The following is a 16,650-nucleotide window of genomic DNA, read 5'->3' on the forward strand; positions in this document are numbered from 1 at the left end:
TGGGGGTGCGGGTAGGACGAACACCACGTGGCGGTGCGTAGTCACGCGTGCGGGTGAGGCGATGCGGCCACTCGGGTGTGGTTGGCGGTAAACGGGTGAACTCTTCACCTTGACGGAGGACACTGGGGTAGCCATTCGTGACCGGGCCGCGCGCGTCGCCGCTGATCCGACCGGTGGCTTGACACACTGGAGGTCGAGGAGCGGAGGGTGCCATGGCCGAGTCGATCGACGCGGTGCTGGTGGAGGCCGCGCGGCTCACGGCGGCCGGTCGCCCCACCGAGGCCGTCGAGGTGCTGCGCCCGGTACTGGTGACCCACCCCGACCACTCCGAGGCCTGGTGCAGGCTGGCCGCGGCCCTGCTCGACGCGGGCGAGTTCCAGCCCTGCCTCGACGCCGCCAAGCGCGCCATCACCCTCGGCGAGCGGTCCTGGGCGCACCGGCTGGCGAGCCTGTCGCTGGCCGAGATGGGCCGCCACGACGAGGCCATCGTGTCCGCCAGGGAGGCCGCCCGGCGCGACCCCGGCGACTGGCGCTCGCTCGTCACCCTCTCGGAGGTACTGGGCCCGGCCGACCCGGAGGAGTCGCTCGCCGTCGCGCTGGGCGCGGTGACCGCCGCGCCCGAGGTGCCGCGCGTGCACGAGGTGCTCGGCCTCGCCGCGGCCCGCGCCGGTGACGACGACCTCGCCCGCCGCGCCTACACCGACGCGCTGCTGCTCGACCCGGGCAACACCGAGGTCAAGGCCCGGCTCGACCGCTTGCCCGCGCTGCCCCGGCGGCGCGGTGTGCCCGCGACCAACGGGTTCGCCCGCCGCCTGTCCAACGGCGCGGGCGACTACGACCACGCCGCCGCGGAACCGGTGGTGATCGACGCCGTCGTTGATCGGGTGGAGACTGTTGGTGCGTTCGTCGGCCCTGTCAGGCCGGTGGACCCGGTAGACCTACCTGACGATGAGGAGTTCGTGGAAGACCGGTGGACAGTCGAGTCGGAGTGGCAGCAGCGGATGTCCGCTGTCTGGCCGGTCCCGGCCAGGCCGGTCGACGCGGAGATCGAGCCGGTCATCCAGGTCGTCGCCGAGCCCGCGGTCACCGTCCGGCCCGCTGACCCCGAGCCCGCCGAGGCGCCCCGCCGTCGGGTGGTGCGCAGGCCGACACGGGAGATCCCGGTCGTCGAGGAGCCGGTTCGCCCGGATCCACCCGCCGCGCGTCCCGGGCACGCGGGGTTCACCCGCGCCAAGCGCGTCTCGCTGTGGTTGGTGCTGCGCCGCTGCGCGGGCTGGCTGGCCATCGGGGGATTTGTCCTTTTAGTGGCCGGAATGCCCGAGCCGAGTCCGCTGCTGGTCTGGTTCGCGCTGGCGTTATTGCTCATTGTCACCGGAGCGGGCGGTTTTGGTTACCGCGCCATTCCCGCTGTCGACCGACCCACCCCGCGTGAGGTCGCCGACCACGCGCCGCTGATCGCGCTCGCGGCGGCCCTGGTGCTGTTCGGCCTGGTCATGCTCGGTGTCTGGACGCTGGTGCTGTCCTTCGGCGCCGCCGGGAAACCACTGCTGGTGACCGCCCTGGTCCTCGGTCTCGCCGCAGGCGGGGTCTCGTGGTTCGGGCTCTGGCGAATACGGACCGCCTCCCGATAAGGTGCGCGGGTCAGTTTTCGAATGGGGAGTCGCGGGTGGGGGCAGCCGCGGATTTCACCGAGGTCACTAGGGGACGCTCGTGCGTGGTTTAGCCGGTTTGCTGATGGTCTACGGGTTCGGGTCCGCCCTGATGAGCCTGTTCGGGTACTCGTTCACCATCGTGTCCTGGGCGTACTCGTACCAGCCCGGCGCCGGGCTCGGCATCGGCGCGCTCGGCCTGCTGATCCTGGTGCTGTCCATCGCGTTCACCAAGGAACCGCAGGACCCGCCGAACACCGTCCTCCCCCCGCCGCCGGGGTACTCGTACGACCCGCAGCAGCCCCAGCCTGGTAACCCGGGTTACCCCGCGCAGCCTGGCTACCCCGCGCAGCCCGGTTATGCCGCGCAGCAGGGCTATCCCCAGCAGGCCTCTTACCCCGCGCAGCCTGGTTACCCCGCGCAGCCTGGTTACCCCGCGCAGCAGGGGTATCCCGCTCAGCCCGGGTACCCGCCCGCCCAGCCGGGTGGTCAGCCGCCGCAGGGGTTCGGGCCGCCGCGCTAGCGCCTCGGCCGGGCGCGGTGGCAGACTCACCGCGCTCGGACGACCCCGGACGGTGAGGTTCGCGATGGCGGAGCACGCGCGGTACCAGAACGAGATCTACCTGCAGGGCCTCGCCGACCGGGTCCCGCCGTTCACCACGGACGCCACCCGGCTCGAGGCCGTCGCCGAGTCCACGATGGACCCCGGGCCGTTCGGCTACGTCGCCGGTGGTGCTGGGTCCGGCGACACCGTCCGCGCCAACCGCGCCGCCTTCGCCCGGTGGCGGATCGTGCCCAGGATGATGACCGGCGCCACCGAGCGCGACCTGGCGACCACGGTCCTCGGCACGCCCATGCCCGCCCCGGTCCTGCTCGCCCCCGTCGGCGTCCAGTCGATCGTCCACCCCGACGGCGAACTCGCCACCGCCCGCGCCGCCGCCGCGCTCGACGTGCCCATCGTGCTGTCGACCGCGTCGTCGTACCCGCTGGAGGACGTCGCCGCCGTCGGTGGGCCCCGGTGGTTCCAGCTGTACTGGCCCAACGACCCCGAGGTCTGCGCCAGCCTCCTGCACCGCGCGAAGGCCGCCGGGTACACGGTCCTGGTCGTCACCCTCGACACCTGGACCCTGGCCTGGCGCCCCCGCGACCTCGACCACGCGTACCTGCCGTTCCTGCGCGCCGCCGGTGTCGCCAACGCCTTCACCGACCCGGCCTTCCTCGCGGGCCTGGCGAAGCCCCCGTCCGAGGACCAGGCCACGGCCATCCTGCGCTGGGTCTCCCTGTTCACCGGCACCGACAAGCGCTGGGACCACCTCCCCTTCCTCCGCGAGCACTGGGACGGCCCCATCGTCCTCAAAGGAATCCAACACCCCGACGACGCCCGCCGAGCCGCCGACGAGGGCATCAACGGCCTCATCATCTCCAACCACGGCGGCCGCCAAGTCGACGGCGCGATCGCCGCCCTGGACGCCCTCCCCGCCATCGCCTCCGCCGTCGGCGACCGCCTAGACCTCCTCTTCGACTCCGGCATCCGCACCGGCGCGGACGTCATCAAGGCCCTTGCCCTGGGAGCCAAAGCCGTCCTCCTAGGCCGCCCTTACATCTACGGCCTAGCCCTAGCCGGCGAACAAGGCGTTCGCCACGCCCTCCGCAGCCTCCTAGCCGACCTAGACCTCACCCTCGGCCTAACCGGCCACCAAACCCCCGCATCCCTAACCCCCTCCTCCCTACACCGCGACTAATCCCTTCCCGCGCTCGCACTAACACCCCCCGCCCCACCAAGCCCACCCGCCTTACCGACCGACGCCCCACCACGTCCCCACGCCCAGCCCCAACCCACCCGCCAAGACTGGCGAGGACCCAACAACGTCGGCCCTGAAGCACCCGCCGACGACGTTGGCCCCAAGAACGCCCGCTGACGACGTTGGCCGCCCCGCGCTCCACGAAGTCGCTGGTGCCACCCCATCGAGCTTCGCTCGAAAATCGCGCCTGTCCGATGCCGCAGGCGAGGCGTTTCCCGCAGCGAAGCGAAGGCCCGAGACCCGGACTTCCCCCAGCTCAACGCCTACCCGCCCACGGCCCCCAAGATCAACCCGCCCCAAAGACCCCCGAATACACAGCCTACCGAGGGAGCGCCCAGGGGAGAGAGGATGAAACCAGAGCCTGTGCACAACTCACCCCCTGTGGACAACTCCAACAAGCCGCCCCGACCCCGCCGCCACCCCGCCCTCACAACCCCGCCCTCACAACCCCGCCCTCACAACCCCGCCCTCACTTAGCATCCGCATAACACTCCACCGCCTGTGCCAGCAACGGAAACCGCACCTGCGTCCCCGGGAACACCAGCCCACTAGCCTCCTCCGCCGCCACCCCGATCTCCGCGATCGCCGTCTCAGCCACTTCCTGAGGGCAATGCACCATCACCTCATCATGCTGAAAGAACACGATCCGAGCCTCCGGCGCACTCTCCGCCAACCGCCGCCGCAACGTCGCCAGCATCGTCAGCGCCCAGTCCGCGGCACTCGCCTGCACCACGAAGTTCCGCGTGAATCGCCCCCAGTCCCGTGCCGCCTGCCGTCCAGCGCGATCCGCGTCTTCATCCCCAGTAGCAGTAGTCCGCTCCCGCCAAGCCTCGCTAGGCGGCGGACTAGTACGCCCAAGCCGAGAGCGCACCACCCGCCCGTCCTCACCCGCCCGCGCCGCGTGTTCCACGTAGTCCACCGCTACCGGAAAGCGCTTGCGCAGCACCGAGAGCAGCGGTTCAGCCTCGCCGCTGGTTCCCCCATACATCGCCGACAGCATTGCGATCTTGGCGCGTCCCCGGTCCCCGTCGAACGCGTCCGCTGCCAGGCTCGTATATAGGTCGTCAGTGCTGGAGACCTCCGCGAAACGTTGGTCGCCAGACAGCGCACCCAACACGCGCGGCTCCAACTGGGACGCGTCGGCCACCACCAACGACCACCCCGGGTCCGCCCGCACCGCCGTGCGCAAGGCTTTCGGCAACTGCAACGCCGCCCCGCCGCGAGTCGCCCAGCGGCCTGACACGACTCCGCCGACGACGTACTCCGGGCGGAAGCGGCCCTCGGTGACCCACGAGTCCAGCCACGACCACCCGTGCGCGACCCACAGCCGCGCCAGCTCGCGGTACTCCAGCAGTGGCGGTACCGCCGGGTGTTCGACTTCCCGCAGCACCCACGCCCGTGCCGACGCGACCTCGACGCCCTCCCGGGCGAAGGCCTTGACGATGCTCGGTGGGCTGTCCGGGTTGATCGGCCGCCCGCCGAAGGCCGCGCTGATCTGCTCGGCCAGTGCGGCGAGCTTCGCTGGCCGCGCCCCCGGTGCGGGTCGAGGACCGATCAGGTCGGCGAGGAGTCCGATGTGGACGTCCGTGCGCCAGGGCAGGCCGTGGTGGCTCATCTCCGCGGCCGCCAGTCCGCCCGCTGACTCCGCCGCCGCCAGCAGGCGCAGACGGTCTGGGTGCGCGGTCGCCGACAGCCGTCGTTCCTGGTCGGCCAGCACCTCGGCGGCTGCCAGCGCCGCGTCCGCGCCGACCGGTGTCGTCCCGCGGTCCGCCTCGAACAGCGTCGGCTGCTCACCCCGGGCCATCGGCGGCGGATCAGCGGGTTCGGCGCCCCCGTGCAGCCGCGCCCACGCCGCGGCCAGGTTGCGCGGTCGACCCGGCCGCTCCTCGAACGCCAGCAGGATCGACTCGACCAGGGCGAGGTCGTGGCAACGACCCAGCCGGACGCCCGCGCGCAGCAACACCGGGTACGCCTCGTCCAGCGCGGGCAGCACCCACCTCGGCGCGTGCCGCCGCTCCAGGTCGGCCATCCACCCAGCGAGGTCCGGCACGTCGACCAGGTCCCCACCGGGCACCTGCGCGCGCCCGGCCCCCTCCGCTCCCGGTACCACCACCACCCGCACGTCCAGCATTCTTGGCCACGGCACCGACAACCGCAGCCACCTCGCGCCGACCCGCCACCCATCTCTGCTGATCCACACCCAGCGGACCCGTTCTCGAGTCACTCCGCGAAGGCGTTCGGCAGATGCGGTGACCAGGCTGTTGACTCGCCAGTAGGTAGTGCGGCACGGTGTTACTTTCGGGTAACACCTGTTGGGAGGCGCCGGTGAGCGAGTACCTGACCCGAGTCCGTGACCTCGTCGCCAAGGTCCCCACGGCGCTGCGCAGTGTCGAGGTGATGCGGCAGGCGGGTCTGGTGCCGCTGAGCAGGCCCGACCACGTGCTCGGGTCGATGATCGCGATGCGCAGGCTCGGCCCCATCGCCGGGGCCGCCCGGATCGCCGCCACCAGGGATGACGCCGCGATCGGGCTGGTCGACGAGCGCGGCAACCTCACCTTCGCCCAGCTCGACCGCCGGTCCAACGCGCTGGCCAGGGCGTTCGCCGAGCGCGGGGTCACCGCCGAGTCGGTGGTCGCGCTGCTGGCCCGCGACCACCGGGGCGCGGTCGAGACGATGCTGGCCGCCAGCAAGCTCGGTGCTCGGCTGCTGCTGATGAACACCGGTTTCGCCCGCCCGCAGCTGGTCGACGTCGCCGAGCGCGAGGGCGTGACCGTGTTCGTGCACGACCAGGAGTTCACCCCGCTGGTCGACGCGCTTCCCGGCTCGGTGCCCAGCTACCTCGCGTGGGTCGACGAGCCCGCGGGGGAGTCCCTAGAGGACTTGATCGCGAACACCGACGACCGCGCTGTGCCGTTGCCGCGCCAGCCGGGCGGCATGGTCCTGCTGACCAGCGGCACCACCGGCACCCCCAAGGGTGCGCCCCGCCAGGTCCGGTCGCCGTTGGCCGCAGCCCAGTTCCTGGACCGGATCCCGCTGCGCACCGGCGAGGCGACCGTGCTGGCCGCGCCGCTGTTCCACGCGACGGGGTTCTCCCAGTTCATCATCTCCTTCGCGCTCGGGTCCCGGGTCGTGCTGCGCCGCCGGTTCGACCCGGAGGCGACCCTCGCCGCCATCGCCGAGCACCGTGCCACCGCGCTGGTGTTGGTGCCGACCATGCTGCAACGCGTTCTCGACCTCGGCGACGACGTGATCAGCCGCTACGACACCACCAGCCTGCGCATCGTGTTCACCGCCGGGTCCGCCCTGTCGCCGGAGTTGGGCAACCGCGCGACCCGCGTGTTCGGCGACGTCGTGCACAACCTCTACGGGTCGACGGAAGTCTCGGTCGCCTCCGTGGCGACGCCGCAGGACTGGCGGGAGGCGCCGGGCACGGTCGGCAAGCCGCCGGTCGGCTGCAAGGTCGCGCTCTATGACGCCGACGGCAAACCGGTCACGGCTCCGGAGGTCACCGGGCGGGTCTTCGCGGGCAGCGGCCTGGCCTTCGGCGGCTACACCGACGGGCGGCACAAGGAGGTCATCGGCGGCCTGCTGTCCACAGGGGACGTCGGGCACTTCGACGCCGCGGGCAGGCTGTTCATCGACGGCCGCGACGACGACATGATCGTCTCCGGTGGCGAGAACGTGTTCCCCGGCGAGATCGAGAACCTGCTCGTGGCCCACCCGGGCGTGGTGGAGGCGGCGGTGCTCGGGGTCGCCGACGCGGAGTTCGGCCAGCGTCTCAAGGCCTACGTCGTGCTGGCGCCGGGCGCCTCGGTGTCGGCGGAGGAACTGCGCGAGCACGTGCGCGCCAACCTGGCCAGGTTCAAGGTCCCGCGCGAAGTCGTCTTCCTCGCCGAGTTGCCGCGCAATGCGACCGGGAAACTGGTCCGTAAAGAGCTCGGCTGATACCACGCTGAATTCTGCGGGCGCAACCCTCCGCGGTCGGGATAAACACACCGGAATGACTCGCTCGACGGTCGAACTGTCGCGATTTTCGAGTGTTTGGTTCACATTCACGCAATGGTTGATCAACCGGTGTCTTGGCAACGGTAAACCGGCTTTGAGCTGCGCGAACTTCGGGTTGTCCACAGGTTACCGGTGAGTATTCAGTGTATGCGGAGTTGTGCCGAATGGCGTAGTTCGACTGGCCCGATCAGTCCACATGTGGCAAGTGGCAACTGTTGATGCGATTCGCGACAGGGCGTTGCATATCACTCACACAACGACGCCGAGTCGGTGTCGGAAGTGCTCTGTCGGGGCTACGAAAGGTTTTCCATGACTACGAGGCGCGAAGGTCGTCGGGGCCGGCTAGCTGCTGGTTTCGCACTCGTCGGTGCCGCCGCTGTCGCCGCGGTCGCCATCACCCCAACCGCCCAGGCCGCCCAGGGCGAGGTCCGGTTCGCCGGATCCGCCGACGCGGTGGCCGACAGCTACATCGTCGTGCTCAAGGACACCAAGGCCGCGGTGAGCGCGCAGGCCAGCACGTTGGCAGGCCAGTACGGCGCCACGGTCAAGCGCGAGTACGACACTGTGCTGACCGGCTTCTCCGCGACCATGTCCGCCGAGCAGGCGCGCGAGCTCGCGGCCGACCCCAAGGTCGCCTACGTCCAGGCCAACCAGCGCTTCCACGCGACCGGCACCCAGGAGAACCCGCCGTCGTGGGGCCTGGACCGGATCGACCAGGCCGACCTGCCGCTCGACGACAGCTACACCTACCCGGGTGAGGCGTCCGACGTCACCGCGTACGTGATCGACACCGGTGTCAACGCCGCGCACGCCACCTTCGGCGGCCGGGCGTCCGGCGGCTTCGACGCGGTCGACAACGACGACGACCCCGACGACGGCAACGGCCACGGCACGCACGTCGCGGGCACCATCGGCGGCAAGGAGTACGGGGTCGCCAAGGGCGTCAAGATCGTGCCGGTCCGGGTGCTCGACGACAACGGCAGCGGCAGCACCGAGGGTGTCGTCGCGGGCATCGAGTGGGTCGCGGAGAACCACAGCGGCGCGTCGGTGGCGAACATGAGCCTCGGCGGTCCCGGTGACACCGCGCTCGACCAGGCCGTCAAGGGCGCCATCTCGGCCGGGGTCACCTTCGCCGTCGCGGCGGGCAACTCCGGTGACAACGCCAGCGGCTACTCGCCCGCCAGGGTCAGCGAGGCGATCACCGTCGCCGCGTCCGACGAGAACGACGCGCAGGCCCAGTTCTCCAGCTACGGCTCCGTCGTGGACATCTACGCGCCGGGTGTGAACATCACCTCGTCGTGGATCGGCAGCACCACCGCTACCAACCGGATCAGCGGCACCTCGATGGCCACCCCGCACGTGACCGGCGCCGCGGCGCTGTACCTCGCGGAGAACCCGTCGGCCGGCCCGGCGGACGTCGCCTCGGCCCTGGTGCAGAACGCGTCCTCCGACAAGATCACCAACCCGAGCTCGGGCACCGCGAACAAGCTGCTGCACGTGGGCTCCTGACCTGGGGGTTCGATGGCCCGCACCCTTTCGGGGGGTGCGGGCCGTCGCCTTGTCCGGCTAGGTTGACTCATCAGTAACTTGGCGGCTGGCTCCGAGGAGGTCTGGCGTGGACTTCGCACACCCGGCACGAGTGCTCGACCTCTTGGACCGGGTCGCCACGTTCGTCCGCGACGAGGTCGAACCGGCCGAGGTGGACCACCGGCGAGCCGTCGAAGCCGACCCGTGGGCGGTGCCGCCAGTCGTCGAGGAGCTCAAGGCGAAGGCTCGCGCGCAGGGGTTGTGGAACCTGTTCCTGCCGAGCGAGTCCGATTTGTCCACTGTGGAGTACGCGCCGCTGGCCGAGGCGATGGGCAGGTCACCGTTGGCGCCAGAGGTGTTCAACTGCAACGCGCCGGACACGGGCAACATGGAGGTCCTGCACCTCTATGGCAGTCAGGCTCAACAGGACCGCTGGCTCAAGCCACTGCTCGACGGTCTTATCCGCTCCGCGTTCTGCATGACCGAGCCGGACGTGGCCTCTTCCGACGCCACCAACATGGCCGCCACCGCGATCCCCGACGACGACAAGATCGTGCTCAACGGCACTAAGTGGTTCTCCACCGGCCTCGGGCACCCCAACTGCTCCGTTGTCATCTTCATGGGTCTTACCGACCCGACCGCGCCCCGCCATGCCCAGCACTCGATGGTTCTAGTCCCGCTCGACACCCCCGGCGTCACCATCGACCGCATGCTCCCCGTGTTCGGCCGTCACGATGAGCCGTACGGGCACGGGCAGGTCACCTTCACGGATGTGCGGCTGCCGCTGGACTCCGTCATCGCGGGGCTCGGTCGTGGCTTCGAGATCGCCCAGGGCCGGTTGGGCCCGGGCCGGGTCCACCACTGCATGCGCCTGATCGGCCTGGCCGAACGCGCCCTGGAACTGGCCTGCGTCCGCGCCACCCGGCGGGTCGCCTTCGGCAAACCCCTGGCCGACCTCGGCGGCAACCGCGAACGCGTCGCCACCGCCCGCATCGCCATCGACCAGGCCCGGCTCCTGGTCCTGCACACCGCGTGGAAGCTGGACGCGCACGGCCTCGCGGCCACCCGCTCCGAGATCTCCCAGATCAAGGTGGCGGTCCCGGCGATGGCCCTGTCCGTCATCGACATGGCCATCCAACTGCACGGCGCCGCGGGCATGACCGACGACTTCCCGCTGGCCGCCGCCTACGCCGCCGCCCGGTCCCTGCGGCTCGCCGACGGCCCCGACGAGGTCCACCAGGACGTCGTCGCCCGCCTGGAACTCAAGAAGCACCGCCCATGACCCCGGACCCACCACCAGGAGCACCTCTGTGACCAGGACGAACATCCTCATCACCGGCGCCAGTTCCGGCCTGGGCGCCGAGATGGCCAGGCAGTTCGCCGCCAAGGGCCGCAACCTGGTCCTCGCCGCCCGCCGCACCGACCGGCTCGCCCAGGTCCGCCAGCAGCTGCTCACCGCCAACCCCGGCATCACCGTCCTGGTCAAGGCCCTCGACGTCACCGACCACGACGCCGTGTTCCGGGTCTTCGCCGAGGCGCGGGCCGAACTCGGCACCCTGGACCGGGTCATCGTCAACGCGGGTCTCGGCAAGGGCCAACCGCTGGGCACCGGCTACTTCCACGCCAACCGGCAGACCGCGGAGACCAACTTCGTCGCCGCGCTCGCGCAGTGCGAGGCGGCCATGACCGCCTTCCGCGACCAGAACGCCGGGCACCTCGTGGTCGTGTCGTCCATGAGCGCGATGCGCGGACTGCCGCGCAACCTGTCCACCTACGCCGCCAGCAAGGCCGGTGTCGCCGCGCTCGCCGAAGGGGTCCGGGCCGACACGCTGCGCACGCCGATCAAGGTGACCACGCTGTTCCCCGGGTACATCCGCTCGGAGATGAACGAGAAGGTCCGCAAGACACCGTTGATCTCGGAGACCACGACGGGGGTCCGGGCCATGGTGCGGGCGGTGGAACGGGAGGTCGCAACCGCTTGCGTGCCCGCGTGGCCGTGGGCGGCGCTGGCGGTCGCGATGCGCGCGTTGCCGCTCGGGGTCGTGGCGAGGTTGTCGTGACCGTGCCCGTGCGGCCGGAGGACGCGTTCGACGTCCCGGCCGTGCACGCCTGGGTCCGCTCCACTGTGGACGTACCGGATGGCGAGCCCGAGGTGCGTCAGTTCCCCGGCGGCGCGTCGAACCTGACCTACCTCTTGCGCTATCCGGGCCGCGAACTGGTCTTACGCCGCCCGCCTGTGGGCCGCAAAGCCGTGTCCGCGCACGACATGCGCCGCGAGTACCGGGTCCAGCGGCAACTCAAGCCCGTCTACCCGTACGTGCCGGACGTGATCGGGCTTTGCGAGGACCACGGCATCCTCGGCAGCGACTTCTACCTCATGGGCCGCGTCCCGGGCACCATCCTGCGCGGCGACCTGCCCCCGGACATGACGCTCGCACCGGCCGAGGCGCGCGCGTTGGCCACCACTCTCGTCGACCGGCTCGTTGACCTGCACCGCGTCGACCCCGCCGCCGCGGGACTGGGGGATCTCGGCAAGGGCGCGGGTTACGTCGGCAGGCAGGTCCGCGGCTGGACCGAGCGGTACGCCGCCGCTCGCACGCCGAACGTGCCCGACTTCGTCCCGGTCACCGACTGGCTCGCGCGGCGGCGGCCCGACGACGTCGCCACCGTGGTGGTGCACAACGACTGGCGGTTCGACAACGTCGTGCTGGACGCCGACCTGGCCGTCGTCGCGGTTCTGGACTGGGAGATGGCCACGCTCGGCGACCCGCTGATGGACCTCGGCGGCGCCCTCGCGTACTGGATCCAGGCCGACGACGACGCGTTCTTCCAGCGCGCCCGCAGGCAACCCACGCACCTACCCGGCATGCCGACCCGCGCGGAGCTGGTCGCGCACTACGCCGAGCGGACCGGCTCGCCGCTGCCCGACTGGTCGTTCTACGAGGTGTTCGGCCTGTTCAGGCTGGCGGTGATCATGCAGCAGATCTACTACCGCTACCACCACGGTCAGACCCACAACCCGGCCTTCGAGGACTTCTGGACCTTCGTCGCCTACCTCGAGTGGCGCTGCCGCGAGGTGATCGGCTAAACCCATCCCCCTGCGACCCGAGGAGCGACCCCCATGGCCCGGCCGAACATAGAGCCCGTTGTCTGGCGTGCACCACGGGCAGGTCGACCGCCGCGCGGTTCGAACCTGCCCCCGTTGACCGTTCGCCCTATCGACGGCAAGGGCGCCGAGGACGTTCTAGTCGACACCGAGGGCCGCGTCCTCACCGGCGTAGAGGACGGTCGAATCCTGCGCGTCGCGGACGGCCGGGTGGATGTAGTCGCGGACACCGGAGGTAGGCCTCTCGGCTTGGAGTGGTACCCGGACGGTCGGCTGCTCGTGTGTGACGCGGATCGAGGTTTGCTGCTGGTCGCCGGTAGCGATATAGAGGTGCTCGTTCCCGCTGGGCCTGACCTCCGCGTGTGCAACAACGCCGCCGTTGCCGCTGACGGCACTGTCTACTTCACCAACTCGAGCGACCGGTTCGACCTCGAGTTCTGGAAAGCGGACCTCTTGGAGCACTCCAAGACCGGGCGACTGCTGCGCCGCGACCCGGACGGAACGCTGCACACCTTGTTGCGCGGTGTGCAGTTCGCCAACGGTGTCGCGCTCGCGCCGGACGAGTCCAGCGTGGTCGTGGCCGAGACAGGGGAGTACTGCCTGCGCCGGGTCTGGCTTACCGGCGACCGTCAGGGCCAGTCGGACCTTCTTACTGACAACCTGCCCGCGTTCCCGGACAACCTGTCCACCGGATCTGACGGTCTCCTGTGGATCGCCATGGCCAGCCCGCGCGATCCACTTGTCGACCTCTTGCTGCGGACCCCGCCGCTGCTGCGCAAGGCCATCTGGCGAGTCCCGGAACGCCTGCAACCGAAGGAGAAGCGCGTCGTGTGGGCGCGGGCCGTCGACTTCGCCACCGGCGCGGTGGTGCACGACTTCCACGGCACCGCCCCCGACTTCCACATGGTCACCGGGGTCCGCGAGCACCACGGCCTCGTCCACCTGGGCAGTCTGGAGGAACGAGCGGTCGCCGCGTTCGACCTGCCCTGACCACGATCGGGGCGCGGATGTCCCCCACACCGGTCGCCGCCGGGCGACGGCCCGACCCGCGCGGCACGATCGACGCAGCGCTACCGGGAGGTGGCGTTCCGTGATCCACCGAGTGGGGAGACCCCATGCGCAAGCTCTTGCGAGCCGCGGTCCTCGGTTTCGCCCTGGTCGCCGCCCTCACCGCTCCCGCACGGGCCGAGTTCCCCGACAGGGTCGTCGGCGATGTCGTAGCACCGCAGGGTGCCTACCCCTGGCTCGCGCGGCTGTCCATGGGCTGCGGTGGATCCCTCGTCACGCCGGACATAGTGCTGACGGCGGCTCACTGTGTTGGCGGAACCGGGGCGAACTCGAGCATAGAAGCGATGTTCGGCGCAGTGGACCTAGAGAGCCCAGACGCGGACATCATCGACTCCCTCTATGTCTATCGGTCGCCGGACTACACCTCAGCCAGCCGTGGGTCCGACTGGGCGCTGATCAAGCTCGACCGCCCCGCGCCCTATCCCGTCGTCGCACTCCAGTCGACGTTGGTGACCACGGGTCCCTTCCGCGTGATGGGTTGGGGTGCGGCACAAGAGGGCGGCGACCAGCAGCGGTACCTCTTGCACGCCGACGTCCCCTACGTCGACGACACCACCTGCGCCGGTCTCTACACCCCCTACGGCTACAAGTTCCTGGCTGCCGGGATGCTCTGCGCGGGTGTTGTCGGCACCGGTGGGATCGATACCTGCCAGGGCGACTCCGGGGGCCCGATGGTCGCGAAGGACGCCAGCGGCGTAGTGCGACAGGTAGGCATAGTCAGCTGGGGCATCGGCTGCGCGCGACCGCAGTTCCCCGGTATCTACACCGAGGTCTCCGCCTACCTGCCCGCGATAGCCGCGGCGATCACGGCGCTGTCCTGACGTCCGTTCGTCCGGTTGGCTACGCCCCGATGAAACCCTGAGGCGGTACACGAGCCACCGCAGGGCTCCTCCCGTGCTCCCGCCAGGTGTGACGCATTGCTCACCGCCCGAGGTAGCCGACATACCGGACAGCGCACCGGCAAGCAACCCCTTGGTGTCGTGACCGGTGCCCTGGTTTGCTTACGCCCGAGCGAGTACCCGAGCGGGTACCGGTGGCCAGGCTGGAGGCACGAGGAGATGACCGCGACCGTCGAGGGCAGCGCGGGGCCGAAACCGATGTTCGGTGCGCCCCGGGCGCACTGGCCGCAGGTCGGCACCTACCTGTTCATCCTGGTCCCGTTCGCCGCGCTGGTCGCCGCCGTCCCGCTGGCCTGGGGCTGGGGCCTTGGTTGGGTGGACGTCGCGCTCGCCGCGTTCTTCTACACCTTCACCTGCCTCGGCGTGACCGTCGGCTTCCACCGGTACTTCACCCACGGCTCGTTCAAGGCCACCCGCGCGCTGCGGGTCGGGCTGGCCGTCGTGGGCAGCATGGCGCTGCAGGGCCCGGTCCTGCACTGGGTGGCCGACCACCGCCGCCACCACGCCTTCGCCGACCGCGAGGGCGACCCGCACTCGCCGTGGCTGTTCGGCACCTCCCCGGCCGCGCTGGCCAAGGGCTTCTGGCACGCGCACATGGGCTGGGTGTTCGACCGCAACCTCACCAACGCCGAGCGGTTCGCCCCGGACATGCTCGCCGACCCCGACCTGCGCCGGGTGCACCGCCAGTTCGGCCTGTGGACCGCCGTCACGCTGCTGGCCCCCGCGCTGCTCGGCGCGCTGATCACCTGGTCGTGGTGGGGCGGGGTCACCGCGTTCTTCTGGGCCGGGCTGGTGCGGGTGTCGTTCCTGCACCACGTGACCTGGTCGGTCAACTCGGTCTGCCACATGATCGGCGAGCGCCCGTTCCGCTCCCGGGACAAGGCGACCAACTTCTGGCCGCTCGCCGTGCTGTCGATGGGCGAGGCCTGGCACAACCTGCACCACGCCGACCCCACCTCCGCCCGCCACGGCGTCCAGCGCGGCCAGGTCGACATCTCCGCCAGGGTGATCTGGCTGTTCGAGAAGCTCGGCTGGGCCACCGAGGTCCGCTGGCCCACGCAGGAGCGGTTGGCGAAGCTGACGGCCAAGTAGTGCCCAGGACGGCGACGGCCCAGACCCCCGACCGCGACGCGCTGCTGGAGTTCCTGCGCGCCCGCACGCGGTGCGTCCTGGTGACCCGTCGCGCGTCCGGTGCTCCGCAGATGTCCCCGGTCACCTACGGCGTCGACGACTCGGGTCGGCTGGTCATCTCCACCTACCCGTCCCGCGCGAAGGCGACCAACCTCCGCCGGGACCCCACGGCGGCGGTCTGCGCTCTCTCCGACGACTGGAACGGCCCCTACGTCCAGGTTGACGCCCAAGCGGAGGTCCTAGACCTACCGGAGGCTCTGGACCCTCTAGTCGACTACTACCGCTCGATCTCGGGCGAGCACCCCGACTGGGAGGACTACCGCGCCGCGATGGTCCGTCAGGGCAAGTGCCTGCTCCGACTGAGCATCACCGGGTGGGGGCCCATCGCCACCGGGGGCTTTCCCCCAGGTCTGGGTCACTAGCCGCGATCATCCGGACGGGGACAATCACTCCTCGGATCACCCAGTTACTCATGCTATCGGGTGATAGACGGTAGCGGTCGGTAACGAAGTGCTCCATTCGGCCGATCGACCGGGTATGTCGGTGGAACTGCGGGATCTGGTCTGGGCCAAGGCCGCGGAGGGGCCTGCCGCGGGGCAGGGCGCCCGCGCGACCGGCGAGCGCCGTGCGGCAGGAGACCCGGCTCGGGTCAGAGCCCTCCGCGTCGCCCGGGTGGACCGCGGCCGCGAGGACCACTGAGCGTTGGCATAGCGGTAAAGCGACAGCTGAAACAACACACAATTCACTGAATCGGACCCAATTTTCCTGTGGTCTTGCGCACGGGCTCGCGTCATGCACCGTTGGCCGGCAACAATCGGGTTATAGTCCCGGCGAACTCGAGCGGTGCTCCGCGTCGGTGATCGTTTCCGTCCGTCCGCGCCGCGAGGGAGGTCCCGGTGAACCCGCGCGAGCCGTTGGCGGTGACGACCAGGGGGACCCGGTCGGCCGTCGTGGTCAGCGCGGTGGGCCGCATCGACATGGTGACCGAGCGGCCGTGGCGCGAACAGGTCGAGGACGCCTGCGCGGAGAACACCGTGAAGCGCTTCGTGATCGTCGACCTGTGCGGGGTCACCCACCTCAGCGTCGGCGCCGCGCCGCTCATCGTGCGCGCCCACTACCACTGCCTGCACCGGGGCAAGCTGCTGCGCGTCGCCGTCCCGATGGGGCCCGCACTGCACACCATGCACGTGACCGGCGTGCGCGACCTGGTCGCGGTCTACCCGAACCTGGACTCGGCGCTGGAACCCCGCGCCTCCCGCTGGTGATCGGACCGAGATAGGCCGCTGGCGCATTCCCCGGGCGGTATTTCGCGCTCCGAGTCCGTTATTGACTCGTACGAGTGAGCGACGGTCGCGATCCGCTGACCGATTCCGGGCCCGGGGGAGTTGTCACCACCCGGTGGGCCCAACCCGGACGAGTGTGGCCATCGCGCAACGCGAGGTCCGGCGTGCGGGCGGCTGCTG

The 16,650-nt window shown here is 70.5% G+C and carries 15 protein-coding genes; 14 read left to right on the plus strand and 1 reads right to left on the minus strand.

The genetic code is table 11. The features are described from left to right. The first annotated feature begins 212 nt into the window (after positions 1-212). The 3 genes from LV79_RS24795 to LV79_RS24805 all read left to right on the plus strand — a co-directional run bounded on the left by LV79_RS24795 (position 213) and on the right by LV79_RS24805 (position 3,391). Positions 213-1,631: a tetratricopeptide repeat protein gene (locus LV79_RS24795; RefSeq protein WP_253840644.1), complete on the plus strand. Its 1,419-nt coding sequence runs from the start codon at positions 213-215 to the stop codon at positions 1,629-1,631. Between the two features lie 79 nt (positions 1,632-1,710). Continuing rightward, a complete protein-coding gene (locus LV79_RS24800; RefSeq protein WP_253841231.1) occupies positions 1,711-2,172 on the plus strand; it encodes a hypothetical protein in 462 nt (153 codons plus the stop codon). Between the two features lie 64 nt (positions 2,173-2,236). Further along, complete coding sequence (locus tag LV79_RS24805; RefSeq protein ID WP_253840645.1) at positions 2,237-3,391, plus strand: lactate 2-monooxygenase; 1,155 nt, start codon at positions 2,237-2,239, stop codon at positions 3,389-3,391. A gap of 529 nt (positions 3,392-3,920) precedes the next feature. On the opposite strand, the gene LV79_RS24810 is transcribed toward LV79_RS24805, so the two are convergent. After that, positions 3,921-5,573, minus strand: a complete 1,653-nt coding sequence (locus tag LV79_RS24810; protein WP_372495447.1) for a bifunctional 3'-5' exonuclease/DNA polymerase — start codon at positions 5,571-5,573, stop codon at positions 3,921-3,923. A 275-nt stretch (positions 5,574-5,848) separates the two neighbouring features. Between LV79_RS24810 and LV79_RS24815 the strand changes: the two genes are divergently transcribed. From LV79_RS24815 to LV79_RS24865, 11 genes are all read left to right on the plus strand, one after another. Then, positions 5,849-7,396, plus strand: a complete 1,548-nt coding sequence (locus tag LV79_RS24815; RefSeq protein WP_253841190.1) for an acyl-CoA synthetase — start codon at positions 5,849-5,851, stop codon at positions 7,394-7,396. Positions 7,397-7,765: 369 nt separating this feature from the next. Next, complete coding sequence (locus LV79_RS24820) at positions 7,766-8,965, plus strand: S8 family peptidase (protein ID WP_253840646.1); 1,200 nt, start codon at positions 7,766-7,768, stop codon at positions 8,963-8,965. 106 nt (positions 8,966-9,071) lie between these two features. Then, entirely contained in the window at positions 9,072-10,265 is a 1,194-nt protein-coding gene (locus LV79_RS24825; protein ID WP_253840647.1) for an acyl-CoA dehydrogenase family protein, read from the plus strand. Positions 10,266-10,293: 28 nt separating this feature from the next. Beyond that, on the plus strand, positions 10,294-11,043 hold the full coding sequence (locus LV79_RS24830; protein WP_285470454.1) for an SDR family oxidoreductase: 750 nt from the start codon (positions 10,294-10,296) through the stop codon (positions 11,041-11,043). After that, entirely contained in the window at positions 11,040-12,071 is a 1,032-nt protein-coding gene (locus LV79_RS24835; RefSeq protein WP_253840648.1) for a phosphotransferase family protein, read from the plus strand. Before LV79_RS24830 ends, LV79_RS24835 begins: the two co-directional genes overlap by 4 nt. A 114-nt stretch (positions 12,072-12,185) precedes the next feature. After that, positions 12,186-13,079: an SMP-30/gluconolactonase/LRE family protein gene (locus tag LV79_RS24840; RefSeq protein WP_253840649.1), complete on the plus strand. Its 894-nt coding sequence runs from the start codon at positions 12,186-12,188 to the stop codon at positions 13,077-13,079. A 125-nt stretch (positions 13,080-13,204) separates the two neighbouring features. After that, positions 13,205-13,978: a S1 family peptidase gene (locus tag LV79_RS24845; protein ID WP_253840650.1), complete on the plus strand. Its 774-nt coding sequence runs from the start codon at positions 13,205-13,207 to the stop codon at positions 13,976-13,978. A 237-nt stretch (positions 13,979-14,215) separates the two neighbouring features. After that, entirely contained in the window at positions 14,216-15,148 is a 933-nt protein-coding gene (locus tag LV79_RS24850; RefSeq protein WP_253840651.1) for an acyl-CoA desaturase, read from the plus strand. After that, a complete protein-coding gene (locus tag LV79_RS24855; RefSeq protein WP_253840652.1) occupies positions 15,148-15,609 on the plus strand; it encodes a PPOX class F420-dependent oxidoreductase in 462 nt (153 codons plus the stop codon). Before LV79_RS24850 ends, LV79_RS24855 begins: the two co-directional genes overlap by 1 nt. A 115-nt stretch (positions 15,610-15,724) precedes the next feature. Then, positions 15,725-15,886: a hypothetical protein gene (locus tag LV79_RS24860; protein WP_253840653.1), complete on the plus strand. Its 162-nt coding sequence runs from the start codon at positions 15,725-15,727 to the stop codon at positions 15,884-15,886. A gap of 197 nt (positions 15,887-16,083) precedes the next feature. Further along, a complete protein-coding gene (locus LV79_RS24865) occupies positions 16,084-16,452 on the plus strand; it encodes an STAS domain-containing protein (protein ID WP_253840654.1) in 369 nt (122 codons plus the stop codon). The last annotated feature ends 198 nt before the right edge of the window (positions 16,453-16,650 follow it).

The organism is Actinokineospora globicatena (genome assembly GCF_024171945.1).
In the GTDB taxonomy this organism is placed as follows: domain Bacteria; phylum Actinomycetota; class Actinomycetes; order Mycobacteriales; family Pseudonocardiaceae; genus Actinokineospora; species Actinokineospora globicatena.